This window comes from Blautia hydrogenotrophica DSM 10507, assembly GCF_034356035.1.
GTDB classification, from domain to species: domain Bacteria; phylum Bacillota; class Clostridia; order Lachnospirales; family Lachnospiraceae; genus Blautia_A; species Blautia_A hydrogenotrophica.
In genome coordinates this window covers 2,641,828-2,667,145 of the sequence record NZ_CP136423.1, presented here as the reverse complement: position 1 = coordinate 2,667,145, position 25,318 = coordinate 2,641,828, and the positions used below count along the sequence as shown (strand labels likewise).

At 40.5% G+C, this 25,318-nt stretch carries 34 protein-coding genes; 24 read left to right on the top strand and 10 right to left on the bottom strand.

All coding sequences use genetic code 11. The features are described from left to right. The first annotated feature begins 13 nt into the window (after positions 1-13). The 6 genes from BLHYD_RS12870 to BLHYD_RS12845 all read left to right on the top strand — a co-directional run bounded on the left by BLHYD_RS12870 (position 14) and on the right by BLHYD_RS12845 (position 7,981). Positions 14-973 (top strand): DNA-directed RNA polymerase subunit alpha, encoded by a 960-nt coding sequence (locus tag BLHYD_RS12870; protein WP_005950477.1) that lies wholly within the window; start codon positions 14-16, stop codon positions 971-973. A 149-nt stretch (positions 974-1,122) separates the two neighbouring features. Next, positions 1,123-1,659 (top strand): bL17 family ribosomal protein, encoded by a 537-nt coding sequence (locus BLHYD_RS12865; RefSeq protein ID WP_021845475.1) that lies wholly within the window; start codon positions 1,123-1,125, stop codon positions 1,657-1,659. A gap of 176 nt (positions 1,660-1,835) precedes the next feature. Further along, positions 1,836-2,747, top strand: a complete 912-nt coding sequence (locus tag BLHYD_RS12860; RefSeq protein ID WP_005950481.1) for a diacylglycerol/lipid kinase family protein — start codon at positions 1,836-1,838, stop codon at positions 2,745-2,747. A gap of 52 nt (positions 2,748-2,799) precedes the next feature. After that, the gene (locus tag BLHYD_RS12855) at positions 2,800-4,914 is read left to right on the top strand and encodes a glutamine synthetase III family protein (RefSeq protein WP_005950483.1); all 2,115 of its coding nucleotides are present in this window, start codon (positions 2,800-2,802) and stop codon (positions 4,912-4,914) included. Between the two features lie 353 nt (positions 4,915-5,267). After that, positions 5,268-6,188, top strand: coding sequence for an AAA family ATPase (locus tag BLHYD_RS12850; RefSeq protein ID WP_005950485.1), 921 nt, complete (start codon positions 5,268-5,270; stop codon positions 6,186-6,188). A gap of 17 nt (positions 6,189-6,205) precedes the next feature. Then, positions 6,206-7,981, top strand: coding sequence for a cobaltochelatase CobT-related protein (locus BLHYD_RS12845; protein ID WP_005950487.1), 1,776 nt, complete (start codon positions 6,206-6,208; stop codon positions 7,979-7,981). A 91-nt stretch (positions 7,982-8,072) separates the two neighbouring features. Here the strand turns inward: BLHYD_RS12845 and BLHYD_RS12840 are convergent, their stop codons facing one another. After that, complete coding sequence (locus BLHYD_RS12840) at positions 8,073-9,353, bottom strand: MFS transporter (protein ID WP_021845476.1); 1,281 nt, start codon at positions 9,351-9,353, stop codon at positions 8,073-8,075. A 373-nt stretch (positions 9,354-9,726) separates the two neighbouring features. On the opposite strand from BLHYD_RS12840, the gene BLHYD_RS12835 reads away from it, so the two are divergent. Next, a complete protein-coding gene (locus BLHYD_RS12835; protein WP_260784529.1) occupies positions 9,727-10,815 on the top strand; it encodes a PucR family transcriptional regulator in 1,089 nt (362 codons plus the stop codon). Positions 10,816-10,908: 93 nt separating this feature from the next. On the opposite strand, the gene BLHYD_RS12830 is transcribed toward BLHYD_RS12835, so the two are convergent. The 9 genes from BLHYD_RS12830 to BLHYD_RS12790 all read right to left on the bottom strand — a co-directional run bounded on the left by BLHYD_RS12830 (position 10,909) and on the right by BLHYD_RS12790 (position 17,962). Continuing rightward, positions 10,909-12,135, bottom strand: coding sequence for a tyrosine-type recombinase/integrase (locus tag BLHYD_RS12830; RefSeq protein ID WP_005950494.1), 1,227 nt, complete (start codon positions 12,133-12,135; stop codon positions 10,909-10,911). A gap of 157 nt (positions 12,136-12,292) precedes the next feature. Continuing rightward, positions 12,293-13,135: a KilA-N domain-containing protein gene (locus BLHYD_RS12825; protein WP_005950496.1), complete on the bottom strand. Its 843-nt coding sequence runs from the start codon at positions 13,133-13,135 to the stop codon at positions 12,293-12,295. Between the two features lie 256 nt (positions 13,136-13,391). Further along, positions 13,392-14,396 (bottom strand): Abi family protein, encoded by a 1,005-nt coding sequence (locus BLHYD_RS12820; protein ID WP_005950498.1) that lies wholly within the window; start codon positions 14,394-14,396, stop codon positions 13,392-13,394. A gap of 489 nt (positions 14,397-14,885) precedes the next feature. Continuing rightward, positions 14,886-15,371: a hypothetical protein gene (locus BLHYD_RS12815; protein WP_005950500.1), complete on the bottom strand. Its 486-nt coding sequence runs from the start codon at positions 15,369-15,371 to the stop codon at positions 14,886-14,888. Positions 15,372-15,421: 50 nt separating this feature from the next. Continuing rightward, a complete protein-coding gene (locus BLHYD_RS12810) occupies positions 15,422-15,967 on the bottom strand; it encodes a hypothetical protein (protein ID WP_005950502.1) in 546 nt (181 codons plus the stop codon). A 96-nt stretch (positions 15,968-16,063) separates the two neighbouring features. Then, positions 16,064-16,384 carry an AAA family ATPase gene (locus BLHYD_RS12805; protein WP_005950506.1) on the bottom strand — a complete coding sequence of 107 codons (321 nt, stop codon included), beginning with the start codon at positions 16,382-16,384 and terminating at the stop codon, positions 16,064-16,066. 66 nt (positions 16,385-16,450) lie between these two features. Beyond that, positions 16,451-17,077 carry a hypothetical protein gene (locus BLHYD_RS12800; RefSeq protein WP_155799572.1) on the bottom strand — a complete coding sequence of 209 codons (627 nt, stop codon included), beginning with the start codon at positions 17,075-17,077 and terminating at the stop codon, positions 16,451-16,453. Between the two features lie 104 nt (positions 17,078-17,181). After that, positions 17,182-17,601, bottom strand: a complete 420-nt coding sequence (locus BLHYD_RS12795; RefSeq protein WP_005950510.1) for a hypothetical protein — start codon at positions 17,599-17,601, stop codon at positions 17,182-17,184. Next, a complete protein-coding gene (locus BLHYD_RS12790; RefSeq protein WP_040350754.1) occupies positions 17,582-17,962 on the bottom strand; it encodes a helix-turn-helix domain-containing protein in 381 nt (126 codons plus the stop codon). The genes BLHYD_RS12795 and BLHYD_RS12790 overlap by 20 nt, the downstream gene beginning before the upstream one ends. Positions 17,963-18,195: 233 nt before the next feature. Here BLHYD_RS12790 and BLHYD_RS12785 point away from each other — a divergent pair, with 233 nt between their 5' ends. The 17 genes from BLHYD_RS12785 (at position 18,196) to BLHYD_RS12705 (ending at position 25,318) form a co-directional block, all read left to right on the top strand. Beyond that, a complete protein-coding gene (locus BLHYD_RS12785; protein ID WP_040350755.1) occupies positions 18,196-18,411 on the top strand; it encodes a helix-turn-helix domain-containing protein in 216 nt (71 codons plus the stop codon). Positions 18,412-18,438: 27 nt separating this feature from the next. After that, positions 18,439-18,591, top strand: coding sequence for a hypothetical protein (locus tag BLHYD_RS12780; RefSeq protein WP_005950516.1), 153 nt, complete (start codon positions 18,439-18,441; stop codon positions 18,589-18,591). 30 nt (positions 18,592-18,621) lie between these two features. Further along, on the top strand, positions 18,622-18,873 hold the full coding sequence (locus BLHYD_RS12775; RefSeq protein WP_005950518.1) for a hypothetical protein: 252 nt from the start codon (positions 18,622-18,624) through the stop codon (positions 18,871-18,873). A gap of 12 nt (positions 18,874-18,885) precedes the next feature. Further along, a complete protein-coding gene (locus BLHYD_RS12770; RefSeq protein WP_005950520.1) occupies positions 18,886-19,101 on the top strand; it encodes a helix-turn-helix domain-containing protein in 216 nt (71 codons plus the stop codon). Continuing rightward, entirely contained in the window at positions 19,073-19,270 is a 198-nt protein-coding gene (locus BLHYD_RS12765; protein ID WP_260784530.1) for a hypothetical protein, read from the top strand. Before BLHYD_RS12770 ends, BLHYD_RS12765 begins: the two co-directional genes overlap by 29 nt. 69 nt (positions 19,271-19,339) lie before the next feature. Continuing rightward, positions 19,340-19,486, top strand: coding sequence for a hypothetical protein (locus BLHYD_RS12760; RefSeq protein ID WP_260784531.1), 147 nt, complete (start codon positions 19,340-19,342; stop codon positions 19,484-19,486). Next, positions 19,473-19,676 (top strand): hypothetical protein, encoded by a 204-nt coding sequence (locus tag BLHYD_RS12755; RefSeq protein WP_260784532.1) that lies wholly within the window; start codon positions 19,473-19,475, stop codon positions 19,674-19,676. The genes BLHYD_RS12760 and BLHYD_RS12755 overlap by 14 nt, the downstream gene beginning before the upstream one ends. Beyond that, a complete protein-coding gene (locus BLHYD_RS12750) occupies positions 19,676-19,867 on the top strand; it encodes a hypothetical protein (protein ID WP_322141401.1) in 192 nt (63 codons plus the stop codon). Before BLHYD_RS12755 ends, BLHYD_RS12750 begins: the two co-directional genes overlap by 1 nt. Positions 19,868-20,035: 168 nt before the next feature. Then, entirely contained in the window at positions 20,036-20,677 is a 642-nt protein-coding gene (locus BLHYD_RS12745) for an ATP-binding protein (RefSeq protein ID WP_021845493.1), read from the top strand. A 1-nt stretch (position 20,678) separates the two neighbouring features. Next, positions 20,679-21,275, top strand: a complete 597-nt coding sequence (locus BLHYD_RS12740; RefSeq protein WP_021845494.1) for a hypothetical protein — start codon at positions 20,679-20,681, stop codon at positions 21,273-21,275. Then, positions 21,259-21,816, top strand: a complete 558-nt coding sequence (locus tag BLHYD_RS12735; protein WP_242648404.1) for an ERCC4 domain-containing protein — start codon at positions 21,259-21,261, stop codon at positions 21,814-21,816. The genes BLHYD_RS12740 and BLHYD_RS12735 overlap by 17 nt, the downstream gene beginning before the upstream one ends. Continuing rightward, a complete protein-coding gene (locus BLHYD_RS12730) occupies positions 21,809-22,429 on the top strand; it encodes a hypothetical protein (RefSeq protein WP_005950526.1) in 621 nt (206 codons plus the stop codon). The genes BLHYD_RS12735 and BLHYD_RS12730 overlap by 8 nt, the downstream gene beginning before the upstream one ends. Beyond that, a complete protein-coding gene (locus BLHYD_RS12725) occupies positions 22,410-24,230 on the top strand; it encodes an ATPase domain-containing protein (protein ID WP_005950528.1) in 1,821 nt (606 codons plus the stop codon). The genes BLHYD_RS12730 and BLHYD_RS12725 overlap by 20 nt, the downstream gene beginning before the upstream one ends. Before the next feature lie 11 nt (positions 24,231-24,241). Beyond that, a complete protein-coding gene (locus BLHYD_RS12720) occupies positions 24,242-24,472 on the top strand; it encodes a hypothetical protein (protein WP_005950530.1) in 231 nt (76 codons plus the stop codon). After that, entirely contained in the window at positions 24,469-24,756 is a 288-nt protein-coding gene (locus BLHYD_RS12715; protein WP_055163699.1) for a hypothetical protein, read from the top strand. The genes BLHYD_RS12720 and BLHYD_RS12715 overlap by 4 nt, the downstream gene beginning before the upstream one ends. 5 nt (positions 24,757-24,761) lie before the next feature. Then, complete coding sequence (locus BLHYD_RS12710) at positions 24,762-25,100, top strand: nucleoside triphosphate pyrophosphohydrolase family protein (protein WP_260784623.1); 339 nt, start codon at positions 24,762-24,764, stop codon at positions 25,098-25,100. 2 nt (positions 25,101-25,102) lie between these two features. Beyond that, complete coding sequence (locus BLHYD_RS12705; protein ID WP_040350756.1) at positions 25,103-25,318, top strand: hypothetical protein; 216 nt, start codon at positions 25,103-25,105, stop codon at positions 25,316-25,318.

Genomic DNA, 25,318 nt, shown 5'->3' with positions numbered 1-25,318 from the left:
AGGGACCTTATAAGTGTTTGATTTTAACAAACCCAAAATTGAAATTACTGAAATCTCTGAAGACAAAAAGTACGGAAGATTTGTAGTTGAACCTTTGGAAAGAGGCTATGGAACAACTTTGGGTAACTCCCTGAGAAGAATCATGCTTTCTTCTCTTCCGGGAGCTGCAGTAAGTCAGGTGAAAATTGACGGTGTGCTTCATGAGTTCAGCTCTATTCCAGGTGTGAAAGAAGATGTCAGTGAGATCATCATGAATCTGAAGAGCCTTGCAATCAAAAACAAGAGCAATGACAGTGAACCTAAAACCGCATACATTGAGTGTGAGGGAAAAGGAGTTGTCACAGCTGCGGATATCCAGGCTGATCAGGACATTGAGATCATGAATCCGGAACAGGTAATTGCTACGCTGAACGGCGGAAAAGACTGCCGGTTGGCGATGGAATTGACCATTACCAAGGGCAGAGGTTATGTGAGCGCTGACAAGGGAAAGTCGGATGATATGCCGATCGGTGTGATCGCTGTAGATGCAATCTACACTCCGGTAGACAGAGTGAACCTGGTGGTGGAGAATACACGTGTTGGACAGATTACAGATTTTGATAAGCTGACTTTAGATGTGTATACAAATGGAACGTTGGACCCGGATGAGGCAGTCAGTCTAGCGGCTAAAGTACTGAGTGAACACTTAAGCCTGTTCATTGATCTTTCTGAGAATGCGAAGACCGCTGAGGTTATGATCGAAAAAGAGGACAATGAGAAGGAAAAGGTTCTGGAGATGAGCATTGATGAACTGGAATTATCCGTACGTTCTTACAATTGTCTGAAGAGAGCCGGAATTAACACAGTGGAAGAATTGTGCAATCGTACTTCTGATGATATGATGAAGGTCCGCAACTTAGGACGTAAATCTTTAGAGGAAGTATTAGCGAAATTGAAGGAGCTGGGCCTGCAGTTGCAGCCTACAGAGGAGTAAATAAGGCTGAAGCATCAGGTTTGGCTAAAAATGTTTCGTCCGGCTGATACCGGATGAGAGCAGTCGAAGATAAAATAAAGTGGGTGCTGACGGTGTATCAGTAAGCCCGGAAGATGCATGGTATACCGTTCCACAGATGGAGGATGAAAATGGCAAAGTATAGAAAATTGGGTAGAACCTCTGCTCAGAGAAAAGCATTGTTGAGAAGCCAGGTGACAAGTCTGCTGTATCATGGCAAGATTGTTACTACCGAAACCAAAGCAAAAGAAGTTCGCAAGATTGCTGAGGGACTGATTGCAATGGCGGTTCGTGAGAAGGATAACTTTGAGACTGTCACAGTAAGTGCAAAAGTTCCACGCAAGGATGAGAATGGCAAAAGAGTAAAAGAAGTTGTAGACGGAAAGAAGAAGACTGTTTACGATGAAGTAAAGAAAGAGATTAAGAAAGATTCTCCTTCCAGACTTCATGCGAGAAGACAGATGCTGAAAGTATTCTATCCGGTAAAGGAAGTACCTGTAAAGGCAGCTGGAAAGAAGAAAAATACCAAGGAAGTTGATATGGTTGCAAAGATGTTTGATGAGATCGCTCCAAAGTATGTAAACCGTAACGGTGGATATACCAGAATCATCAAAATCGGACCTCGTAAAGGTGATGCAGCTATGGAGGTTGTATTGGAGTTAGTGTAAAATGAGTACCTTAGATGGGACTTAAGTTAGATAATACTGACAAAAGGTGAATGAAACATTACTGGAGAATCGTCAATTTGATGGTTCTCCAGTTTTTTCTTGCGTGTTTCACTTTGACGTAGTAAAATGTATCCAAAATGTGTTGTCGATAATGATAGGAACAGAAGGGATGCCGTATGGAGAAAAAAATGCTTTTTATCTTTAATCCGCGGGCGGGAAAGGGTCAAATTAAGTCAAAGCTAGTTGATATTGTGGACATTTTTGCGAAACACGGCTGGGAGATTATCATCTATCCTACGCAGAGAGCCCGTGACGCCTATGAGCAGGCGAGAAAATATGCCAATCAGGTAGATATGATTGTGTGCAGCGGAGGCGACGGGACGCTAGATGAGGTAGTGTCAGGAGTAAACCAGGAAAACGATCGCCTTCCGATCGGTTACATTCCGGCAGGAAGCACTAATGATTTTGCCAACAGTCTTTTTATTCCTAAGAATATGATTAAAGCGGCAGAGATTATTATGGAGGGCCATCTGTACCACTGTGATATTGGAAAGTTTAATGAGTCTATCTTTGCGTATATCGCAGCGTTTGGCCTCTTTACAGATGTGGCTTACCAGACAGATCAGGATTTAAAAAATGTGTTGGGCCATGTGGCTTATGTGCTAGAGGGGATGAAACGGATATTTGATATTAAGTCCTGTCACATGAGAGTGGAGGCAGATGAGAATGTATACGAGGAAGATTTCATATTCGGTATGGTGACTAACTCCAGATCGGTGGGAGGATTTAAACACCTCACGGGGAAAAATGTGGATATGAATGATGGTCTGTTTGAAGTGACCTTGATCAAAAAGCCGAGAAATCCGCTGGAGTTGCAGGAGATTGTCACTGCGATTTTAACCCAGGAGGATAACACGGAAATGATTTACTCGTTTAAAGCAGCCTGTCTGCAGATCGAGGCTGATACGCCGGTTCCCTGGACGTTGGATGGAGAGTACGGGGGGAAACCCTCAAAGATTTTGATTCAAAACTGCCACCAGGCGCTGAATATTTATCTGAGCAACAGTAAAAAACCCGTTCTGCGTTAAACGTCTATGGCGTTAACATACAAAAGATCAGTCAGGAAGAAAGGAAGAGAGCATGAGTGAATATGTGAAAGTAGCAGAAATTTTCGGACAGGATGTTTTCAACGACTCTGTGATGGAGGAACGCTTGCCCAAGAAGGTCTACAAAGAGCTGAAAAAGACCATTGAAGAGGGAAAAGAGCTGTCTTTGGAAATCGCGGATGTGGTTGCACATGAGATGAAGGAGTGGGCCATCGAGAAAGGCGCGACTCATTACACGCACTGGTTTCAGCCTTTGACAGGATTGACCGCTGAGAAACATGATTCTTTTATCACTGCACCGAAAGAAAATGGCAAGGTGTTGATGAGCTTCTCAGGCAAGGAGTTGATAAAAGGAGAGCCGGATGCCTCTTCTTTTCCGTCCGGCGGGCTGAGAGCCACCTTTGAGGCGCGGGGCTATACAGCCTGGGACTGTACTTCTCCCGCTTTTGTGAGGCATGACGCCGCAGGGGCGATCTTGTGTATTCCGACGGCTTTTTGTTCGTATACCGGGGAAGCTTTAGATCAGAAGACGCCTCTTTTGCGTTCCATGGAGGCTATTAATAAAGAAGCTTTGCGTTTGCTACGATTGCTGGGAAATACTACTTCTAAGAAAGTGACGCCGTCTGTAGGGGCGGAGCAGGAATATTTTCTTGTGGATAAGGCGAAATATCTACAAAGAAAAGATCTGATCTATACAGGTCGAACCTTGTTTGGGGCTATGCCGCCGAAAGGTCAGGAAATGGACGACCATTATTTTGGAGTGGTGCGCCAGAGAATAGCCGGATATATGAAAGAGGTAAATGAGGAGCTGTGGAAACTGGGAGTCACCGCTAAGACTCAGCACAATGAGGCAGCTCCTGCGCAGCACGAGCTGGCGCCGATTTACGCTCCAGTGAATATTGCGGTGGACCATAATCAGATCATTATGAGAGTTCTCAAGAAAGTAGCCAGCCGTCATGGGATGAAATGTTTGCTTCACGAAAAGCCATTTCAGGGTATCAATGGTTCCGGGAAGCATAACAACTGGTCATTGACCACGGATGATGGAATCAATCTGCTGGAGCCGGGAAAAACACCTCATGAGAATATTCAGTTTCTTTTGATCTTGACTTGTATTTTGAAAGCAGTGGATATTCACGCCGATTTGTTAAGAGAGTCAGCGGCTGATGTGGGGAATGATCAGCGTCTGGGCGGCAATGAAGCTCCTCCTGCGATTATCTCTGTTTTCCTGGGAGAGCAGTTACAAGACGTGTTGGAGCAGTTGATTACAACTGGAACAGCGACGAGAAGCAAAAAGGGAGGAAAATTGGAAACCGGTGTGCGGACACTTCCAGATTTGGTCAAGGACGCTACCGACCGTAACCGTACCTCACCGTTTGCGTTTACCGGGAATAAATTTGAGTTCCGTATGGTAGGTTCCAGAGACTCTGTGGCTGCATGTAATATTGTATTGAACACGATTACAGCAGAGGTATTCCAGGAGGTAAATGAGCGGCTGGAAAAAGCTGAGGACAGAGATCTGGAAATTCATGACATTATAAAAGAATTTGCTGCGGAGCATCAGAGAATTGTCTTTAACGGAAATGGTTATTCCAAGGAGTGGGAAGAAGAGGCAAAACGTCGTGGACTGCCGAATCTGCCTACGATGGTGGACACAATTCCAGCGCTGACGACTCCGAAAGCTGTGAAATTGTTTGAGAATTTCAAGGTGTTCAACCGGGCAGAATTGGAATCCAGAGCAGAGATTCAGTATGAGTCCTATGCGAAAGCCGTAAATATTGAAGCAAGGACTATGATTAACATGGCTACGAAACAGATCATTCCGGCAGTCATTCGCTATACGACAGTGCTTGCGGATTCGATTCACTCCGTGGGTTCCATTGAGGGAATGGATGTGAGCGTGCAGACAGAGATTCTCAAAAAGTGCACGGACTATCTGAGGGAGGCCAAAGAGGCGCTGAATGATCTAACGGAGGTTACGGATATTGCGGCTGAGATGGAGGATGGAAGAGACCGTGCTGTCTACTACCAGAAGACGGTTTTCCCGGCGATGAATCGGTTGCGCCGTCCAGTGGATGAGCTGGAGATTTTGGTAGACAAAAAGATGTGGCCGATGCCATCCTATGGAGATTTAATTTTTGAAGTATAGACGGATTTGATGATGTAATAAGGCTGTTGTCCAGATGGACGGCAGCCTTTTTATTCTATAGGAAAAATCCTTTAAGAAGGATGTGCGATCGCAACAAGATATGTTACCGCTTCGTGATATGGTAGCAGATCACCTTGCCATTAATAAGCTCGAATTCGTAAAAGTAGACATTTTGCGGGCAACGGATAGCAAACGGCAATGTAGTAGGTGGCTATGGTATCGTAGCGGATAAGGGAAGGAAATCTCCCCTTATCCAAGCAAATCACTTGTATTTTAAAAGAAAGTAGATTATAATTGTATAGAATATGTGAATTTGACAGATGGAACAAAAAGGAAGATACAGGAGATAGAAGATGAATCAGTTAAAATTTTTGGAAGATCAAAATGTGAGTTCAGGGTTGATCGAAGCGGTGAGAAAGTTTCGGAAAACTTATCCGGTGGATGAGGAAGTGGCACGCCGGATCGTGGAACCGAGTATTCCTTTTTATGGAAAAGATATCCTGGAAATGGCGATTGCTGCTTTGCTGGAAGGAGAAAACTTATTGCTGACTGGGCCAAAAGCGACGGGAAAAAATATACTTGCTGAGAATCTGGCCTATATTTTTAACCGCCCTACCTACAACGTATCCTTTCACGTAAATACCAATAGCGGGGATTTGATCGGTACAGATACTTTTGTCAACAATGAGGTACAGCTCAGAAAAGGAAGTATCTATCAGTGTGCTCAGTATGGCGGTTTTGGAATCTTAGATGAGATTAATATGGCGAAAAATGATGCAGTTTCTGTGCTCCATGCGACTTTGGATTACCGTCGCAGCATCGACGTACCGGGATACGACAAGATTGATCTGCATCCAGCGGCCAGGTTTATCGGTACGATGAATTATGGATATGCGGGTACAAAAGAGCTGAATGAGGCGTTGGTCTCTAGATTTCTGGTGATTGACATGCCGCCTCAGAATGAAGAAACTTTGCAGTTTATCTTTGACCAGATGTTCCCGAGTGCGCGGCAGGAGGCTGTTCAACAGTTTATCGGTCTGTTTTTGGATCTTCAGCTGAAGGCTTTGAACAGTGAAATTTCTACAAAAGCTCTGGATTTGCGGGGACTTTTGGCTGCCATGCGCATTGTGGATGCGGGACTAGAACCTTTAAAAGCTGTGAAGATGGGGATTGTCAACAAGACTTTTGACGTCTTTGAAAAAGAGATCGTGGAGGATGTGGTGATGACACGAATCCCGGAGGAGTGGACTAGAGAACAGGTCTATCAGGACTAGCGAGGAGAAAGTGGAAGATGCAGGAAACCATTTTAGACGATTATCAGCTGGAAATGGAAAATCGAATCCGCAATCTGCTTTGGACAGTCAGCGGAGATTATACGCTGGAGATGAAACCGAATGTAGAGACTTTCTTGCGTTCGAAGTCTCTTGCCCTTTATGACGGAATTAAACAGGGAGCTTTTGCCAAATATTACGACAAAGATCTACTGGGAATGTATCTGGTCAAGAAAATTTTCTTACAGGGTCTGGAAACTCCTCTGACGGCGATTGCGCAGCTTTGTATAGAGGAGGCGATCGGGGAAAAGATTGTCAGGGAGAGGCCTGGAATTGTGAGAATCCGCCTACAAGCATTTCAGGATATGATTGACCAGGAATTCGAAGTCTTGGCTAAGAGTCCGCTGGGAAGGCTGAAGTTTGCGCTGCTGAAGGAAAAGGTTCAGGGAAGCTATTTCGTGGAGCGACAGATTCGTGAGTGGATGGAGCAGGTCTATGAGGCGGGAGATGCTAAGGATACCATGGAGCTAATTGTTATCATTGACCGGCTGTATAATCAGATTGTCGATCCCTGGTTTGAGCGCCAGCACGGTACGCTTCAGACAGTTATGGCTGTGACGCTAGAAGAGCTGACGGAATACAGTTGGGAGGATTTTCTCTCAGAAGAGATGTATGAGGAAGCTTTAGAGAGTTATGTTCAGAAAATCACAGAGAATATGACAAATCTAGAAGAGAATCAGGTTACCCAGGAGATGGAGGAGAAGCGCAGAGTCAAAAATAAGATTACAGTGCTGGATCCTGCGGTTTTGGAACGGTCTTATACTTATGTAGAGCTGAATTATGGGAGGACTTATCTAAACCCATTGGAGGAAAAACGTCTGAATTACCATTTGTGCCGGGATATTCACAGTGACTGCAGTCTGTATTTTACGCAAGGAATTTTAAAGAACCCGGTGAAGAGAAATTACCAGTTGGAGTATGCAAAGAAGCAGAAAGATAAGAATCTGTGGACCTACCATGACAAACATCGGATTGTAAAGAGAAATATTTCTTTGTTGACCGAGATGCTTCGAAAATCTCTAGTACTTCGCAGCGAGTCGGTTCAAGTTCTGTCAGACAGAGGGGAGATCATTCCCTCCCGCCTATGGAGAGTGGGACGTTCTACCGACGCGAAGGTGTTTCGAAGGGAGTTGAAAGCGGATTCCTCGGAGTTTGTGGTGGATGTGCTGATGGATGCCAGCGGTTCACAAAGAAGCAGACAAGGGGATGTGGCCCTCCAAGGCTACATTATCAGCGAAGCTTTGAGCAATGCCCAGATTCCCCATAGAGTTATGAGCTTTTGTACCTTCTGGGACTACACGATTTTGCATCGGTTCCGAGACTATGACGATGACAGAAAGGCCAATGCGAATTTGTTTGAATATAACACTTCATCCAACAACAGAGATGGTTTGGCGATCAAAGCCGCGGGGTATGAGCTGCTTCAGAGAGATGAGGAGAAAAAGATCATGATAATTCTCAGTGACGGAAAGCCTTACGATGTCATTGTAAACCGTCCGAATGCCAGAAATCCGCAGCCCTATCAAGGAAAGTATGCGGTCAGAGATACAGGATTTGAGGTGAGAAAACTGAGAAATATGGGAGTGAGTGTTCTAGGAGTGTTCGCGGGTGAGGAAAAGGATTTGGCGACGGAGAAGAAAATTTTTGGCAAGGATTTTGCCTATATCCGGGAGATCACGAACTTTTCCAAAATTGTCGGGAGGTATCTCACAAAACAACTGGAAGCTGATTCCTGAGATACAAAAGGAAGAGTTTTGGCATCTTAGCTGCACGCAGAAAAAGGACCACGCGCAATGGTCCTTTTTCTGTGTTTACGAAGGAGGTTGATTAGGCTACTCCTTCAGAGGAATTAAACGAATTAACTGTATGTTTCTTTTTTAGGAACAAGATGCCAGCAGCAGATAAGGCTCCAACGATCAACACGATAGTTTGGAATATGAAAATGTAGGTATAAGCAACATTTCCATAATTATCTAGCCAGTGTCCATACATGGTGAACTGGAAAAGGTCGGGGGAGAAACCAACTGCTGCTACCAAGCCGATAGTAGAAGCGGTGTATTCACGGGAGACACCTGCCTCCGTGACCGTTGCGTAGTAGGAGCCGCGTCCAATATATACGGCAGCGGACATAATCAAAGTCAGAGCAATTAGGAATGCTGCGCCTACGCCTTCACCAGCCTGAATCAGATAGATCAGTCCTAAGACGCCGACGGCATAGACACCTAATAGAACTTTTGACGGTGATTTGACAAGGTCAGAGAGAAAACCGCCTACAGGTGCGCCTACCAAAGTCATGCCGTGTTGTCTGGCGATGGCTACCCATCCGGTGAAGACAACGGTAACTCCTAAAACATCGGTGAAATATGGAGTAAAATAAGTTAGTGTATTCAAGAAGGAATATACTGCGAATACATTTAAGGCTACCAGCCAGGTCGCGGGAGATTTCACAATCACCTTGGCGTCTTTTAAGAAGCTGGTTTTTTCTGTCGCCTCAGCAGCTTTTTTCGCAAGCTTTTCTTTGGGGTTATCCAGCACGAAGGCAATCAGGACTGTCAAAACGAAAGAGAGAATAGCGATGCCGATAATTGCAGCTTTCATCCCGGCAATTCCTTCCATAAATTTTACGTACAAGAGCATCATCACGGCATTAAAAATAATATTAAAGATACCGATACAGGTTTCATTCATACCAAAGATTTTTCCTTGGTTTTCGTCTGTGGTCAAGTCCCGTACGATTTTAATATGAGTAGGGTAGTTTAAGAATAAACTTGCTACTGCGAATCCAATCCACATTAGGAAAGCGAAGGTGTAGGTCGGATTTAAGACAAATAAAAGTGAAAAAACACCGTTTAGAAATACAGAAGCAACATAAATGTACTTGTAATTAAAACGGTCAGCCAACCAACCGCCAATGGGAGCTCCGAAAACATTTCCGAAGCCGTAAACCGTAATTAAAAGACCAAGCTGAGTGTTGGTGGCTCCGATGAATTCTTGAAAAGGATCGTACCAAATATATTGAATAAATGGTATCAGATAGACGATTGACCAACATGCGCCTAAAGATAACAGAGTGATTGGAAGTTTCAGTTTGCTTTGTTTCATTGACATAATTTCATCCCCCTTTACGTTTGCTTAATCAATGTTTGTTCTGAATGATAGAACGATGTTCTAATATATTCATACATTATCATAAAAATTGTAAAAAATCAATTAAAAAATACAAAAAATCAGAATATATTATAAAACAGTAAAAATATACAAAAAATATTAAAAAAGATTTCTTATAATACAAATAAAATATTTTTTGTTCTAAAATAAGAATGGGCAATACTTTGGATAAATCTAACAAAAATATATGAATTTTTTACGATTTACTCTTTTATTTTTGTCTATTTTGTTATAAAATAAGACTAGGTATGTGAAAATAATAAATAGAAGAGAAATAGGGGAACATACACTTTTACGAGAAGGGATTGAGCTTATGATATCGAATCAGGTACTTCAGAATACGTTAGAGGGACTTAAAGAGATCTCTAGGACAGAATTTTGCGTAATTGACACAGAGGGAAAAGTGCTCGCTTCCACTTTTACAGATTATGTGATTAATCAGGTGGATGTGCAGGCATTTGCGAATTCACAGGCAGACAGCCAACTGGTAAAAGGGTATCAGTATTTCAAAGTTTGCGATGACCATCAGCTGGAGTATATTTTAGTGGTTCATGGAGAAGACGAGGATACATATATGGTGGGAAAGCTGGCTGCTTTTCAGATACAAAATCTGATAGTGGCTTATAAAGAGCGCTTTGACAAAGACAGCTTTATCAAAAACCTTCTGCTAGATAACCTGTTGCTGGTGGATATCTATAATCGAGCTAAAAAACTTCACATTGAGGCGGATGTGCCCAGAGTCGTTTTAATCCTAGAGACGATGCAGGAAAAAGATCACAATTCTATAGAAAGTGTAAAGTGCCTGTTTGGAGGAAAAAGTAAAGATTTTATCACTGCTGTGGACGAGAAGAGCATTATCATAGTTAAAGAGTTGGCGGAAAATGAGGGGTATGCGGAGATGGATAGACTCTCCGAAACCATTCTGACGACTCTTGGTCTAAATAAGCAGCCCGGAACACATATTGCCTATGGAACAATTGTAAAAGAGTTGAAGGAGGTCTCACGTTCTTACAAAGAGGCAAGGATGGCACTGGATGTAGGAAAGATCTTTTTCGGGGAGAGGGAGGTCATCGCGTACAGTTCTCTTGGAATAGGAAGACTGATCTATCAGTTGCCAATTCCCCTTTGCAAAATGTTTATTAAGGAAATCTTTGAGAACAAGTCGCCGGATGACTTTGACGAGGAGACATTGGTGACGATTGATAAATTTTTTGAGAATAGTCTGAATGTGTCTGAGACATCAAGGCAGTTGTATATTCACAGGAACACTCTTGTGTATCGTTTAGATAAATTACAGAAGAGTACGGGACTGGATCTGAGAGTGTTCGAGGATGCGATAACGTTTAAAATTGCTTTGATGGTAGTACGTTATATGAAGTATATGGAGACCTTGGAGTACTAAGCCTGTAAAATCAAGGGTTTGCGGGATTTTTGAATAAGAAAAATAGAGTTTTGCCTACCATTTGCCTACCAAAATTTTCATGGTAGGCAAACTCTATTTTATGGCGTTTTCAAACAGGGAGACTGCCTGGTTCTGCATCTCTTCTGTATTGAACACGTACCGCTCCATTGTGACTTTGATATTCTTATGTCCGAGGCGTTCCATGATGGTCTTTGGCGAAGCGCCGCTCTGGGCCAGAATGGTGCCGTGTGTGTGACGCAGGCAGTGTGGATGGAATAATTCTATGCCGACCTTGTCTTTGACGATTCTGGACATATGCTTCGCATGTTCAGTGGTCAGGATGGTACCGTCTTGTTTTACACCGAGCGGCCAGATCTCCTGGTAACTGTCAGGCACCTGAGAGTCCGCGGGCAGCTGGACGATTGTGTTGTCCGGCAGCAGGTAGGTATTTTTATAGTATTCCCTGTAGCGCAGCCGATCACATTCCCTTCTTTTTAGTTCTTTTTGGATTTCAGCCTCGAGTAAGGAATCAATTTTGTTTATCCGGAAGGAATCATACTTTGGATTTGTGTACAGCAGAATTCCCTTCTGTTTTTGGAGCTGATGCGAGACAGACAAAGTATGCCGAACAGGATTGTAGTCAGCAAGCAGATCTGTGCCGAAGATCTCTCCGATTCTCTCCCCGGTATGGTATCCGACAATCAGAGGAAAGAAGAGATACGAATGACTCTCAGGAGCAGAAGAGAAATATTCTTTAATTTGCTTCCAGTCTTCTTTTGAGAGAACAAAGTCCGTATGGTCTTTGGCTTTCTTGTCCACCTTAATATCCGGTATTTTTACATAGATACAAGGATTGCTGCGTATGTACCTTAAAGGCTGTACGGCATAGTTTAAAGCTCCTGACAGTACTCCCAGAATGTTTGCAATGGACTGTCTTGCAAGCTTTTTTTGTGAGTGAAGGACCTCATCCACCCATTCCTGGATAACATCCGGTTCCAGGCTGGAAATCCGGTAACTGCCCAGGTAGGGCTTGATATGCAGACGGATATGATTTTTGTAGGTATCCTGTGTCTTGTATGTTAATTTGCTGGCATATCTTTTGTACCAGTAGTCCAGGTAATCCGACAGGCTGATTGCAGAGGGAGTGAAGACGCGTCCGCCGCTGTCGTATTCTGCCTTTGCTTTTATGCCCGCATTTAGGGCGTCTGCTTTGGTGCGGAATCCGCCCTTGGATATTGGTTTTCTTTTTCCGTCAATTTTGGCTCCTTCGAAGCTGTATTCCCAGGTCTTTCCTCTCTTTCGTGTTCGTAGTTCACCCATTCTATATCATCCTCCTTTTGGGTATAAAAATAACAGCCAGCGCGAACGAGTGTTCCGCTTGCGGGGGCTGTCCGAAGATGATACAATATTACCGATCAAAGTACTTGCATATCTTCGGATATGTGGCCGCTCTGGTGTTGGCGCACTGGGGCGGTTTTTATTTTTGCTCAATTTGTTTCTTTATGTTTTCTTTCAATCGGTTGGCAGCATTGCTGTTTTCCAATGATTTCAACTGATAATAAGCCACACTTCTTAATTTCTGTACTCTTTCTTCAGTTGGAAGCCCCTGACGAATTAAGTCAGCGTTTAAGCTCTCAAGATTTACCAAGACAATGAGTTGTTCTACGCTGGCAAAATCACGCATATTTAATTTTTTATTTCCAGTTTCTTCTCTCCATTGCTTTGCTGTTTTTCCAAACAAAGCCATATTCAATATGTCTGCTTCTGTGGCATATTTATAACTTTTCTCTTGCTTTGTAAGTTCTGGAGTAATGAGAAATTCTTTTATTGCATCTGTGTGGATGCGATAATTGATTTTTGATAGTTCCCTTTTCGTATCCCATCCGATTTCAAGACGTTTGGACTCTTCTAGCTTAAGTCGTTGGTAATCCTTTATTATGTATAGTTTAAATTCCGGGGATATCCACGAAGCAAATTCAAACGCTATATCTGAATGAGCATAAGTACCACCGTATCGGCCGGCATGTGATGTAATACCAATAGCGGACATACGCTCTATCCATTGTTTCGGTGTCATAATTAGGCGCCCAGGTTCACTTCTAACCGTCTGGAATTCCATACGGTTAAAATTAGGATTATATAAACTTTCCCAAGTTGCCAGGAAATCTATTGTTGAATAAGAACTCATCCAGTTAGATATTACAATTCTTGGGTCATCTGTGTTTTTCCGTTTGGCAATATCGGTAAGGGAAATGTAATCGCGCGTATTACCCTGATTTAATATTACAGATATTTCAGTTCCGTTTGCATTTATTTTCATTATATACACCTTCTTCCTTTTGTGGCAACTCCTGTTGGCGCAGGGGCGGTTTTAATTTCTGGTAAAAGTAAAAAGCACCCATACAAATACTTGCATGAGTGCCTTTCAACCATAATCAATATGGTTCTCTCTACACAAGTATACTACTATAAACAAAAATATATTACAATATATTAAAATATATTATTTTAAGTGTTTTAATGTTTTTTTTGACTATGATATTTACTATTTTGTTATGTGTTGATGCATCTAAATACTACTTATCAAATTTATTATATTCTATCTCGTTTTTCGGAAAGGAAAGCAACCTATCTAAATCATTTAGATGTTTGATACCAATTTGTCCGCGTATTGTCTTAAAAGCATGTGGATGGATTTTAGATTGTAAATCATTTAACATAGTTTTCAGCTCAGAAATGAACGCTTTGTATTCTCTTTGAGGAAGGTAATATTTGAAATATACTATTAAATCAAATACTTTTTGTTCCAGATCCCTAGTATAATTATTACCAAGCATACGAAAATAACTTTCGAGAACTCTGCCCGAATTTCGAGATTTATCTGGTTTTCTAGTTAAACAGTAAATACGTTCATTATGGGCGCAGGAGTTTCTTATTGTCCGCATCCAATGAAGACTCCCGATTAACAGTTTTACGTTAGATAGTCCTTTTTTATCTGTTAATCCATAAAGATGACACAACGAATGCGAAACATCCATTTTGCTAACATTTATTAAATCTATAAAGGTGGAAAAATTTACAACTTTAAACATAATCCAAGTAGGAATCTGCTTATGATTTTCCATATAAAACTTTACATAATCAAGTTTGCTTTTGCTCAACTCACTATAAGCTTTTGAAATAACGTTCATTTTATCTTGTAAAGATTTTCTTGGATTATAAGCAGTTGTATCATACCAAGGAATATTTCCATTATCATTACATTCGTCAAACTTATAACCTGATAGTGTTCTAGTTTCTTCCTCTACTTGAGTAATATAGCGCAAAAGGAAAGAACGTAACTGTTCATCAAACTTTTTTACAGATTGTAGCTGACTTAATGATGTGCCGGAAATATATATGTGATTTCCGCCGGCATCACAACCGCTAATGAACGGATTTTTATATCCATTTACAATATTGAAATAACCAGCACGCACTAAAATTTTCTTATCTAACGAACCATTACAGATAATATTTTTATCATTTCTAAGTTTTCTCATTTGCTGATTATAAGTTAAAAAGAATTTGTCATTCTTCATATAGCAACGCCTTTCTTTCCTTTGCACTATAGAATTTATATAATCGATTTCGCAGTTAATTGGTTATAAAGCATTCCCGTATAGTTTTGGATATTCATTAATGGAAAGTATTCGGGTATGTGACCGATCCGGTGCGTTAACACAGGGGCGGTTTTTACGTTTGACAAATAATTTGCATTGACATATAATATACTTAACAAGGAAGCCGATACGATAGTTCACACCTATCCGTTTCCGGCGAAATAATGTACTGAAAATAGCACCTTTACTTTACCAGAGCGGGGGTGCTATTTTCTATGGGTATAATTAAGAATCATTACAAGTAAATTACAAGCTGCCAAAATAATCATGAATTCTTCATATGTACTCATAGAAACCGCCTCCTTTCTGCAAGGCTCAGAAACGGCGGTATTTACACCCTATCGGCTGCCCGGGTAAGTATATTATATTGTCAAAGTATCTCCCTGCCCGAAGGCAGGGAAGATGTGTTTATTGTAGAGATTCTAATGAATTCATTAAATCTTCAGTACTCATACCAGATGTTGAATTAGTATAAGCATCTGTAATTTGCTTAGAATATTCCATATAAACATCCTGCAATTTTCCGGCCCACTCTTCGTAAGTTTCGTATTCATCTCCGTTTTTTGTCATAAGTTCTGCCATTTCTTCTACGCCAGTATTACAGATTTCTGCAAGTTTTTCTACTTTGCTATTGGATAATTCGGCCAGAGCATTGAGATCGTTGGTAATATCTGCTGATTCAGAATTGTACTCTTCGATGAGTCCTGGTGTGGCATCCTGAATTTGTTTTGTATAGTCATCTAGAATTGTTTGATATGTGACCTCAGGCTGCGATTCTTCGGTCGTTTCTGTTTTAGAGGCATCATTAGAAGAACTGCCAGATTCACCGCTGCATGCAACTATAGATAATGCCAAGGCTCCCACAAATAATAAAGCAACAAGTTTCTTTCTCATAGTTTCATTCTCCTTCTTATAAAATTAAATTTTAAAACGCCTGTGGCGAATTAATCTAAAATCTCACAAACTTTTAAACATGGTTCAAAGTAGACAACATAATTGTCAATTTTTTTATAAACGCCATATTTGTTTCTATAACAAAAAATGGCCTCTCTCAGATATTCTTCCGTCACATCTAAGTAAGCAGCCATTTCGTATAAAGTTTGACATCCATGTATATAGGCATTGATAATTCCCATTAATCCGATCAAACGATTATAGCCCCAAAGGCGGGCTAACTCATCCCATTCGGAATGCAGTTTTATAAAAGACAACAACAAATATAAAATTTGCATTAAATTATCTTGCCCAGATGAATTACTTAAATAATCATATTCGGGAGTGTTTACTCCTCCTGAACGCTTTTTGTTTATTTCATAGTTAGATATGCTCTCGATAGTATCTTCTATTGACAATATATTTTTATAATTTGTTAACAGCCATCTCAAATCACTTTGGGTTAATTTACTTTTAAATCTACGTTCCTCGACAACTTCTGCTTCGTTTTCACCTAATGGGTATAATCTGCTTAACCCAAGATAGAATGAAGGCAAGGGAAGCTTTTTGGCAGTTTTAGCCCTGGATGAAGAAGCGGGATCCCCCCAATTATTTAAAATGCGAAAACGATTTTTATTTTCAGATTCACGAGTTCATTTTTGCCAAGTTACACGTAGACCAATTTTCATGGGATCAGTAAATGCAGGATGATGATACTCAATAAATCCTATGCTTCCACTCGCTTTATCATGGATTTTTGATCCTTTAAATAACTCAGAAAATTCGGTTTTGAATTGCTTATCGGTGATAGTTGTTCCGTATTTACTTTTTAGTTCACTTGAATTCCCTAAAATTCCAAGAATTGTAGACTTACCTGTTGCATTATGCCCTGCGATTGCGGTTATAGCCTTTCCAAGTTTTATTTTTTGATTTTTAGAAATGCGGAAATCATCTAATTGCAACTCAATAAACATAATTTTCCCTCTTTTCCTTTGTGCTTCCGAGAAACACCACTATATAAACGCTACAGCGGTTATACCTTATTCATTATTCATAAGCTTCATTTCTTCATCGGTTGGGGCACGACCGGTTTTTTTGATCATTCTAGCCAGACGTGAGCGCATGTTATCTCCCCAAGCTCCCGCTCTTAATGCATCGCAACAAACAGAAACGGCTTCTTCAAAATTATTTTGTTTTTCATATAGCATGGCAAGGCGTTTAAATGCCGGTGCATTTGGAGGAGGAGTCTCATTATACAGTTGTTCGATTTTTGCCATTTCTTTATATAATTTTATATTTTCAATACATTCTCTTTCTAGTTTTTGCGCACATTTTCCCGAAAAATCGTTAAGGTTATAGGTGATAGACCATTCTTCTTCAATGCTATGCATTTGTGAAAAGTATTTATCTGTAATTGCTTTATGTCGCCTATCGGACCAGGCACTGTCATTCCACTTACCTTTTGTATTTCCTTCTCGATTTCTCCCTGTTTGAAATTTCCAATCATTAGCTTTTATTAATTTTTCCCATTCATCGGAAGTGCCGCCCTTGTCTAAATAATCCAACCAATTATCATATTCTGATTTGCTAAAATCGGGAGTAAAAACTTGGCGCTTGTTTCCGCTGAATATAGAGCTAAAAAAACCCATATATTCTCCTTTTTCCAAAGAAACACCACATTAATTAAAATCTTTCAGCCGTAATTCTATCAGCTTCTTATTATATTCGAATAGGCGTGAGAACTGCGCTGTGGAAAAATTCAAGTGCTCCTCTACAAATCATCGCCGTATAGCTTATGATTTTCAGCAACTCTGAAAAAATAGTCAGCAGATTCATATTTCTGTATAAATTCAATAGCCTTTTGCCGTTCTTTCATTTTTCGTTGATCCCGTCTTCTTTGTCTTCGAAGCCGTTTGATTCGATCTTCAAACTTATTTGCTGGAATAACCTTAGCTTTAGGCGAGATTTCTGGTGTATGCGCAATCATCTCTATTTCTTGAACATTTTCTTTTTCAAAATCTCCAGCTTCGATATGTTGTATAGCATGTATGTAGGCTTTTAATTGCGTTTCGTAGTTAAAACGGGAATTTATAAAGATTGTGTAACTTCCATCGTCATTTGGAGTTACCAATTCTTTTTCTTTTGTGTTGGGGAAATCCATAAGGACGACATTAACATCCTGTATCGTCATCGGTATTCTGCTCCTTTCTTTTTAGAGCCATAAGCATATCATAAGTAGTGCGTAAATCTTCCGGATTAGCATCACGAGCGGCATCAAATAAAACACGGAGTTCTTTATTTTCGAAGATTTCCTGAGCTACTTTGGCGGTTTCTTCATTTAAATAATATTTTGTTTCTGTATCCTCTCCTTTCATTAAGTAATCAACAGTAACTCCGAAATAATCAGCTATTATTTTGGCTTTGTCTCCGCTTATCAAATTTCTTCTTTGCTTCCAATTACTAAATGTGGATTGGCTGATTCCTGTAGCTTTTGAGACTTGATAAGTAGTAACACCAAATTTTTGTAGTAATTTCTCAAAAACCTCATACATATTTTGTGCTCCTTTCACAAAAAACGCAATAATACACAAAATGGAAGTAAAAGGTATTGACTAATACCCAAATGTTGGTATAATAAAAACATACTTCACGAAATGGTAGCAATACAATAAAAACAAACCCATTTTGGAAATGCATTAAATTTATGATGCTTTAAAGGCTAATTGAAGTATATCACAAATGTGAAGTATGTACAATATTAGTTTTTGTGAAAGGAGGAAGAATTTTGTACGAAAAATTTGCTGAATTATTGGAGAAAACCAACAAAACAGCTTACCAGGTATCTAAAGATACAGGAATTGGTGAAAATATCTTTTCTTATTGGAAGGCAGGGAGGAGTAAACCAAAAGTCGACAAGCTCAAAATCTTAGCTGATTACTTCGGAGTATCTATCGAATATTTTCTCGAAGAGAAGGCAGTAGACATGAAGGAGGAGTTGTAAATGGGGGCTGAGGAGGTGAGATATTGAATGTGGAGTGTTCTTGCAGCGGCGGTATTAATTTATGCTAAGCACAATGGCGTAAATAATTTAATTGAAGCAATAGCATTTGCGATAATTATTTTTATTGGGACAAAGGAAGTAGTTGAATTCCTATTATATCTCCTACAACATTTGCAATGAAGAAAAATACGATCAAAGGGGAGAACAAAAATGAAGATGAACAAAGAAAAATTCTTAAAGACTGAATTAGGAAGCAGCATGAAGGAATGTGTAGCTGCTTGGGATAAGTGGTTAGAGATCGGAGACAGAAAAGCAGAATACTGGTGTCAGGCACAATGGGAAGTGTATCAGATGGCACTCCGGCAGTTCTATGGTATTGAGTGTCATTTGACACGAACCGATGAATATTTTGGCATAGTGACTGAGGATGAGTCAGATTGGCTGTTCAAAGTTGAGCGATAGGAGGTGGAGATTATGGTAGAGCCGTATAAACCGCTTTATACAGTGAGAGAAGCATCAAGAGTTTTAATGATGAGTATATCAGATACTTATGCACTTATCAATTCAGGGGAACTTCCCTATTTGCTGTTAGGCAGCAAAAAGATTAGAGGCAGTGATCTTGAAAGATTTATTGAGTCTTACAAACCGGAGGAAATAAACCATGAGAAAACTACTGAAGGACCCCGCTAGGGACCTGGCGATCACGGGTCTGTTGGCATATCTGATTACCTGCTCAGGATTTTTCGAGTTTGGCCGGGTATCTCAAACAATCTGTACTTTTCTAGGGATGGCCTTGGTGATTTTGATCGTAGTGATCTGGTTGGAAAGTAAAAATGAGCCTCAGGGCAGCACCCCATAAGGCTCTAAATAAAAAAATACAGGTAAAAATACCTGTCTTTATCATAAAAGAAAGAGAGGGAAATGTCAAATGATTAAAGTAGATTACGAAGATTTCATTCGATTAATCAAAGCAGAAGAGAAACTGGAAATCATTAAAAGAATGACGGATAAAGATGGATGCATTCTTTCAGAAACATTGAAAAAGATTATTGGAGAGTCAGATGAAAACGAATAATCCAGTATTAGATGCGGAAAGGCACGAACAGACGGACCGGGATTTTATTCTTTGTGATCTTTGCGAACAGCCCATATACCGGGAGGACAGCTTTTACAATGGCGACATGGTGTATGAGATCAATGGGCTGTCGGTCTGCGAAGACTGTATTGGCGATTATATACGATCACTGGGGAAGGAGCTGAGTTGATGGATAATACGGAACGAATTTCCAGGCTGTATGAGCTGATCGATGAACAGCTTTCAGAAATCAATGATAATCCAGTTTATGAGCAGTATCGCAGCCGGTCAATTTCAAATTATGCGCAAGCAATAAAAACGTTGATGGAGGTGGACAAAAATGAGCGACAGGTGGGAAATACATATTCCTGCAAGAAATAGAGAACGTTTGCCAAAGGGATGCTAGGCAGTCGTTAGAGTTTCCGCAGAAGCGTACAATGCGCTTATTGACATTTACAACGAGTCAACTCTTTCCATGAAGGAAATCGCAACGATTTTGATTTTGGAAACGGCGGACAAAGTAGTATATGACAAAGGAGAGGAAGATCAGTGTCAAAAGTAATCTGCATTGCAGGGGAATCTGGTTCCGGCAAAACAACGAGTATGCGGAATTTAGACCCCAAAACGACGTTGTACATAGACTGTGATAAAAAGGGGCTGTCGTGGAAGGGATGGAAGCAGCAGTATAACACAGAAAACAAGAATTATATCAAGACAGATTTTGTACAGCAAGTGCTTATTGCATTAAAAAAGCTGGAAACAGACTGGAAGGATAAAAAAGTAGTTGTTATTGATACTCTTAACGGGCTTATGATAGCGGACGAAATGCGTCGGAGTAAGGAAAAAGGGTATGACAAATGGGTTGATCTAGCCGCTTGTGTCTGGGATTTAGTATGCTATGCCTATGAATTACGAGACGATCTGACAGTAATTTTTACAGCCCATACCCAGACAGACCATGACGAAGCAGGCTATATGTTTACTCGCATTAAAACATCCGGGAAGAAGCTGGACAAGATTGTGCTGGAAAGTAAGTTTACTACGGTACTTCTGTCAAAGTGTGTGGATGGGAAATACCTTTTTGAGACCCAGGCGAAGAATAGCACGGCCAAGAGTCCCCTAGGAGCTTTCGAAAGTTTTGAAATTGAAAATGATATTGTAAAAGTAATTGAAGCATTGGAGGAATTTTAGAATGAAAAAATTAAATGGTTATGAAACAGCACAGGCATATTTTGAACAGGAGCGGCTTCCGGTAGGGGGCTATGTCCTGAAAATCTTAGATGTGAAATATCAAGAAAATAGCTGGGGAGACGTAATCCTTTTGTCTTTTGATATTGAGGAAGGCGAATATAAAGGATTTTTTGCCAACAATTACCGGGCGCAGACACAGGAGGATAAAAAATGGAAGGGTACATACAGACTCCGTGTTCCAAAGGACGATGGTTCGGAACAAGATAACTGGACAATGCGCAGGTTTAAGACGGTGATTTCCGCCTTCGAGGAATCTAATTCAGGCTATCATTGGAACTGGGATGAACAAACCTTAAAAGGAAAAATGATTGGCGCTTTGTTTAACAACAAAGAATATGAGTTTGACGGCAGACATGGGTTCTTTACAAATTGCCACAGTCTGGTAACAGTAGAAAAAATCCGTTCCGGCAAATTCGAAATTCCAGCAGACACACTTTTGAAAGAAAAGAAAGACAACGGATATCCAGCAGGCAGCACACCGGCAGGGGGCGGCTTTATGAATATTCCAGAAGGAGCAAAGGATGAATTGCCATTCTAAAATGAACATTTTTGAGCAAAAAGAAGTCTTAAAAACGTTTGAAATATTGGTAGATACAAGGGAGCAGGATACCGAAAAAAGCAGAAAAAGGTATGAAGAATTTGGTGTTCCATACACAAAAAAAACTTTGTCTTATGGGGATTATACATACAATTTAATTCTTCCAAATGGTACTAAATTATATGATAATTCGGAAACAATAAGCCCTATTTGTGCCGTGGAAAGGAAGATGAATTTGGACGAACTGGCAGGCTGTTTTACACGCAGCCGCCAGCGATTCCAGAGAGAATTTGAAAGAGCTTTGGACAATCATTGTAGGATATATTTGTTATGCGAAAACTCTAATTGGGAGAACTTGTTGAACGGAAAATACCGCAGTAAATTCCACCCAAAAGCATTCGCAGCGTCTACAATAGCGTGGATGATTAGATATAACTTAAATGTCATTTTTTGCAAAGAAGAAACATCAGGAAAGCTTATCAAAGAAGTCCTCTACAGGGATGCTAAAGAGAGATTGGAAAGAGGTGAATTTGATGGCTAAAGGATGGGTAGTGATATATCGAAGCATTATGGATAATCCTTTATGGGAAGATAAGCCTTTTTCCAGGGGACAGGCGTGGATAGATATGATTCTTTTGGCCTCTCATAAAGATACTGAATTTTACTTTGACGGAGATATGGTTTCAATTGAAAAAGGACAAATTATCACAAGTAAGAGGAAATTAGGAGATCGGTGGGGATGGTCAAATTCTAAGGTAAATAAGTTTCTAAATGAATTAGAAAAGGTCGGAATGTTGTCTCAAAAAAGCGACACTAAAAAAACCACTATAAAAATTGTGAAATACGAGCAATATCAAGGGTTTGGGAGTATCGAGGCTATAGAGAAAACATCACACAAAGCATCACAGAAACGTCACAGAAACATCACTCAGGCATCACAGAAGCATCACGGAGGCATCACAGAGGCATCACAGAAACACACATTCAACAATGTAAACAATTATAACAATGATAACAATGTAAACAATAAAGAGCCTGTGGCGCCTATTTCTCCTCCGCTTGAGGAGCGAGAAGGAATTGATCTGTGGAATATGAGCGACGAAGAGTATGCGGAAATGAAAAGGAAAATAGAAAATGGAGATATACAAATTTGACCGAGAGGATGCAATACGGTTCGGAAGAGAGATCAGGGCCAGGTATTGTGTAAAGGGAGATGAGCTGAGATTTGACCGATGCCCTTACTGCTTAGGTGGAAGCAACGGAAAAGACAAAGGGACCTTTTCGATCAATCTTGATACTGGACAATTTAAATGTTTAAGAGCGTCCTGTGATGCCCACGGTAATATGATTACGCTCGCTAGGGATTTTAATTTTTCGCTTGGAACTGAGGTGGATGAGTATTACAGCCCCAAGAAACGATTTCGGAATATCCACAGAAAAGAAAAGCCGCAGACAAAGCCAGCAGCAGTTAAATACCTGGAGAGCAGGGGGATAAGCGAAGAAACAGCAAAACGGTATAATATCACCACGCAAAAAGACAATGAAAATATTTTAGTGTTTCCGTTTTACGACGAAAATAACATCTTGCAATTTGTAAAGTATCGGAAAACCGACTTTGACAAAGATCGGGACAAGAACAAAGAGTGGTGCGAACGAAACTGCAAACCGATATTATTTGGAATGAACCATTGTGACCCAGAGCAACCAACGTTGGTTTTGACAGAAGGACAGATAGATTCTTTGTCTTGTGCGGAAGCTGGAATTAAAAACGCCGTAAGTGTTCCGAACGGGGCAAAAGGATTTACCTGGATACCCTATTGCTGGGACTTCCTCTCTAGATTCGCAAATTTGGTCATATTTGGCGATTTTGAGCATGAGGCGATATCTTTATTACCTGAGATGCAAAAACGCTTTCACGGGACCGTTAAGCACATCAGAGAGGACGATTACAAAGACTGTAAGGACGCAAACGAAATTTTACAGAAATATGGTCCGGAATATTTACAGAAATGTGTGGAGAATGCAGTTCCGGTAAGCAACCCCAAAATAAAACCTTTGGAAGAAGTAAAACGAATGGACCTGAACGCCATGGAAAAGATAAGGTCCGGGATTTATGGACTGGACAAACTAACAGGTGGTTTTTACTTTGGACAAGTAATCTTAGTTACCGGGGAGCGTGGTTTTGGAAAATCTACGTTGGTGTCCCAATTTGGCACACAAGCAATCGCGGCTGGATACCCTACATTTTTCTATTCTGGTGAGCTGATGGATTGGTATTTTAAAGCGTGGATAGAGTACCAGATCGCAGGGGCGCGGAATATCAATGCTTTGATATCAGATTATGGCTATAAGTCATACTCCATTCAGGCAGATAAATTGCAGCAAATTGAAAATTGGTATGCCGGGAAAGCTTATATTTATGACAATGGGATTGTTACGGAAGACACAGAAGAAGAGACTTTGCTGGAAACTCTGGAAAATGCTATTAAACAATATGGATGTCGAGTTTTGGTTATTGATAATCTTATGACGGCAATCTCAGATGATTTATCATCAGACTTGTATCGGATGCAGACAAAGTTTGTAAAAGCCTTGACTGTGCTGGCAAAAAGATATGATGTGCTGGTATTTCTGATTGTCCATCCTAGAAAGTCTACTGGGGTAGCATTTGATAATGATGATGTGGCCGGAAGCTCAAATATTACTAATCTGGTTGATGTGGTAATCCGGTATGGCAAACCGAAAGATAACGATAAAAAGGACTCCACAGAGAGGATTTTAAGCGTGTATAAAAACCGTTTAAACGGGAGGACAAATCGAGATGGCATCAAGCTATATTTCCAAGAATCTTCCAAGCGAATTTCTGAAAACCCAGAAACATTTGATTGGGAATTGGGATGGGAAAAAGAAGAATTTGTTACTGTTCCGGATGATTTTGAACCAATTTTTGATTGACGGAGGTGAGTGTGTCAGAAATCAAAAATAATGACAAAGTTACAGAATCAAAAATGATATCGGAAATCTGGCGAGTAATTAAAAAATATTATTTACCAGAAGAACAAGATGGATATTGGGCGGATTTAGTGACAGACCTTGATGAGATATACAAAAGATATCCCACGGAATTATGCAAATATTTATGTCTGTCAGTATCACAATATTTGGAATCAAAATATCGAAAGGGGATGCATATATGAAAATTAAAGTTGATGAAAAATACTTTATCGAGACAGACAAGTTAAATTATATTTTGAAAGAGAAATGTACAGCAAAGAAGAGTGGAAAAGAGATATATCGTACAGTTGGGTATTATGGCAGCATGACAGCTTTGGCGGAAAGATATCTGGAAGAGCGACAAAAAGCGATTATGGACGATTCCACGGTTAATCTGGATGAATATGTAAAATTGGTTGAGGAAAGCAATCAAAAGGCTGTATCGAGATTATACGATGTTTTACGGCTATATCCAGAGAAAGGGTGATAAGAATGATTGAGATTGAAAACATGATTGATGAACGGCAGCAGAAGCTTCGCCAGATCGCAGACCACTACCAGGAAAAGCAGCTTTGGAAGCTGGCAGAGGAGTGCGGCGAGCTGGTTCAGGCATTGAGCAAGTATGTTCTGACAGGGGATAAACGCCCTATGATCGAAGAGATCGCGGACGTAAAGAATGTGGCTCCGCAGGTGGAATATTTGCTAGGGATTGAGGATGATGTGGAGCCGATGATGGAGTATAAGCTTGACCGGACGATCAAAGACGTAGAAAAGCAGCAGAAAAAAAATGGATTATCGGGAGCGGATGCTGCGGACGTTTTTGGGAGGTAACTGTGACAGACAGAGAAGTAATCGAAAGCTTTAATAATGCATGGAGAGCGCTGTGCAGGCAATACAAAGAATATCCACGGGCAGATTTCCAAAGTGCACTGAATATGCTTGGCAGGATAATTGGAGAAGTAGAAAGTGAAGTGGAGAAATCCCACAGGGAAGGACAGATTACTTTGGAGGAATGGATAGAGATGTTGAATGAAAGATTGGAGGACTAA

Bases quoted from the DNA above. Each gene is read 5' to 3' on its own strand.
- BLHYD_RS12715 (WP_055163699.1), top strand. From the start codon at position 24,469: ATGAAAATTAAAGTTGATGAAAAATACTTTATCGAGACAGACAAGTTA.
- BLHYD_RS12780 (WP_005950516.1), top strand. From the start codon at position 18,439: ATGTGGAGTGTTCTTGCAGCGGCGGTATTAATTTATGCTAAGCACAAT.
- BLHYD_RS12755 (WP_260784532.1), top strand. From the start codon at position 19,473: ATGAAAACGAATAATCCAGTATTAGATGCGGAAAGGCACGAACAGACG.
- BLHYD_RS12750 (WP_322141401.1), top strand. From the start codon at position 19,676: ATGGATAATACGGAACGAATTTCCAGGCTGTATGAGCTGATCGATGAA.
- BLHYD_RS12710 (WP_260784623.1), top strand. From the start codon at position 24,762: ATGATTGAGATTGAAAACATGATTGATGAACGGCAGCAGAAGCTTCGC.
- BLHYD_RS12860 (WP_005950481.1), top strand. From the start codon at position 1,836: ATGGAGAAAAAAATGCTTTTTATCTTTAATCCGCGGGCGGGAAAGGGT.
- BLHYD_RS12730 (WP_005950526.1), top strand. From the start codon at position 21,809: ATGGCTAAAGGATGGGTAGTGATATATCGAAGCATTATGGATAATCCT.
- BLHYD_RS12815 (WP_005950500.1), bottom strand. From the start codon at position 15,371: ATGAGAAAGAAACTTGTTGCTTTATTATTTGTGGGAGCCTTGGCATTA.
- BLHYD_RS12840 (WP_021845476.1), bottom strand. From the start codon at position 9,353: ATGTCAATGAAACAAAGCAAACTGAAACTTCCAATCACTCTGTTATCT.
- BLHYD_RS12735 (WP_242648404.1), top strand. From the start codon at position 21,259: ATGAATTGCCATTCTAAAATGAACATTTTTGAGCAAAAAGAAGTCTTA.
- BLHYD_RS12825 (WP_005950496.1), bottom strand. From the start codon at position 13,135: ATGAAAATAAATGCAAACGGAACTGAAATATCTGTAATATTAAATCAG.
- BLHYD_RS12790 (WP_040350754.1), bottom strand. From the start codon at position 17,962: ATGTATGAGGTTTTTGAGAAATTACTACAAAAATTTGGTGTTACTACT.
- BLHYD_RS12805 (WP_005950506.1), bottom strand. From the start codon at position 16,384: ATGTTTATTGAGTTGCAATTAGATGATTTCCGCATTTCTAAAAATCAA.
- BLHYD_RS12830 (WP_005950494.1), bottom strand. From the start codon at position 12,135: ATGGGTGAACTACGAACACGAAAGAGAGGAAAGACCTGGGAATACAGC.
- BLHYD_RS12795 (WP_005950510.1), bottom strand. From the start codon at position 17,601: ATGACGATACAGGATGTTAATGTCGTCCTTATGGATTTCCCCAACACA.
- BLHYD_RS12820 (WP_005950498.1), bottom strand. From the start codon at position 14,396: ATGAAGAATGACAAATTCTTTTTAACTTATAATCAGCAAATGAGAAAA.
- BLHYD_RS12850 (WP_005950485.1), top strand. From the start codon at position 5,268: ATGAATCAGTTAAAATTTTTGGAAGATCAAAATGTGAGTTCAGGGTTG.
- BLHYD_RS12865 (WP_021845475.1), top strand. From the start codon at position 1,123: ATGGCAAAGTATAGAAAATTGGGTAGAACCTCTGCTCAGAGAAAAGCA.
- BLHYD_RS12725 (WP_005950528.1), top strand. From the start codon at position 22,410: ATGGAGATATACAAATTTGACCGAGAGGATGCAATACGGTTCGGAAGA.
- BLHYD_RS12855 (WP_005950483.1), top strand. From the start codon at position 2,800: ATGAGTGAATATGTGAAAGTAGCAGAAATTTTCGGACAGGATGTTTTC.
- BLHYD_RS12835 (WP_260784529.1), top strand. From the start codon at position 9,727: ATGATATCGAATCAGGTACTTCAGAATACGTTAGAGGGACTTAAAGAG.
- BLHYD_RS12770 (WP_005950520.1), top strand. From the start codon at position 18,886: ATGGTAGAGCCGTATAAACCGCTTTATACAGTGAGAGAAGCATCAAGA.
- BLHYD_RS12765 (WP_260784530.1), top strand. From the start codon at position 19,073: ATGAGAAAACTACTGAAGGACCCCGCTAGGGACCTGGCGATCACGGGT.
- BLHYD_RS12740 (WP_021845494.1), top strand. From the start codon at position 20,679: ATGAAAAAATTAAATGGTTATGAAACAGCACAGGCATATTTTGAACAG.
- BLHYD_RS12760 (WP_260784531.1), top strand. From the start codon at position 19,340: ATGATTAAAGTAGATTACGAAGATTTCATTCGATTAATCAAAGCAGAA.
- BLHYD_RS12845 (WP_005950487.1), top strand. From the start codon at position 6,206: ATGCAGGAAACCATTTTAGACGATTATCAGCTGGAAATGGAAAATCGA.
- BLHYD_RS12775 (WP_005950518.1), top strand. From the start codon at position 18,622: ATGAAGATGAACAAAGAAAAATTCTTAAAGACTGAATTAGGAAGCAGC.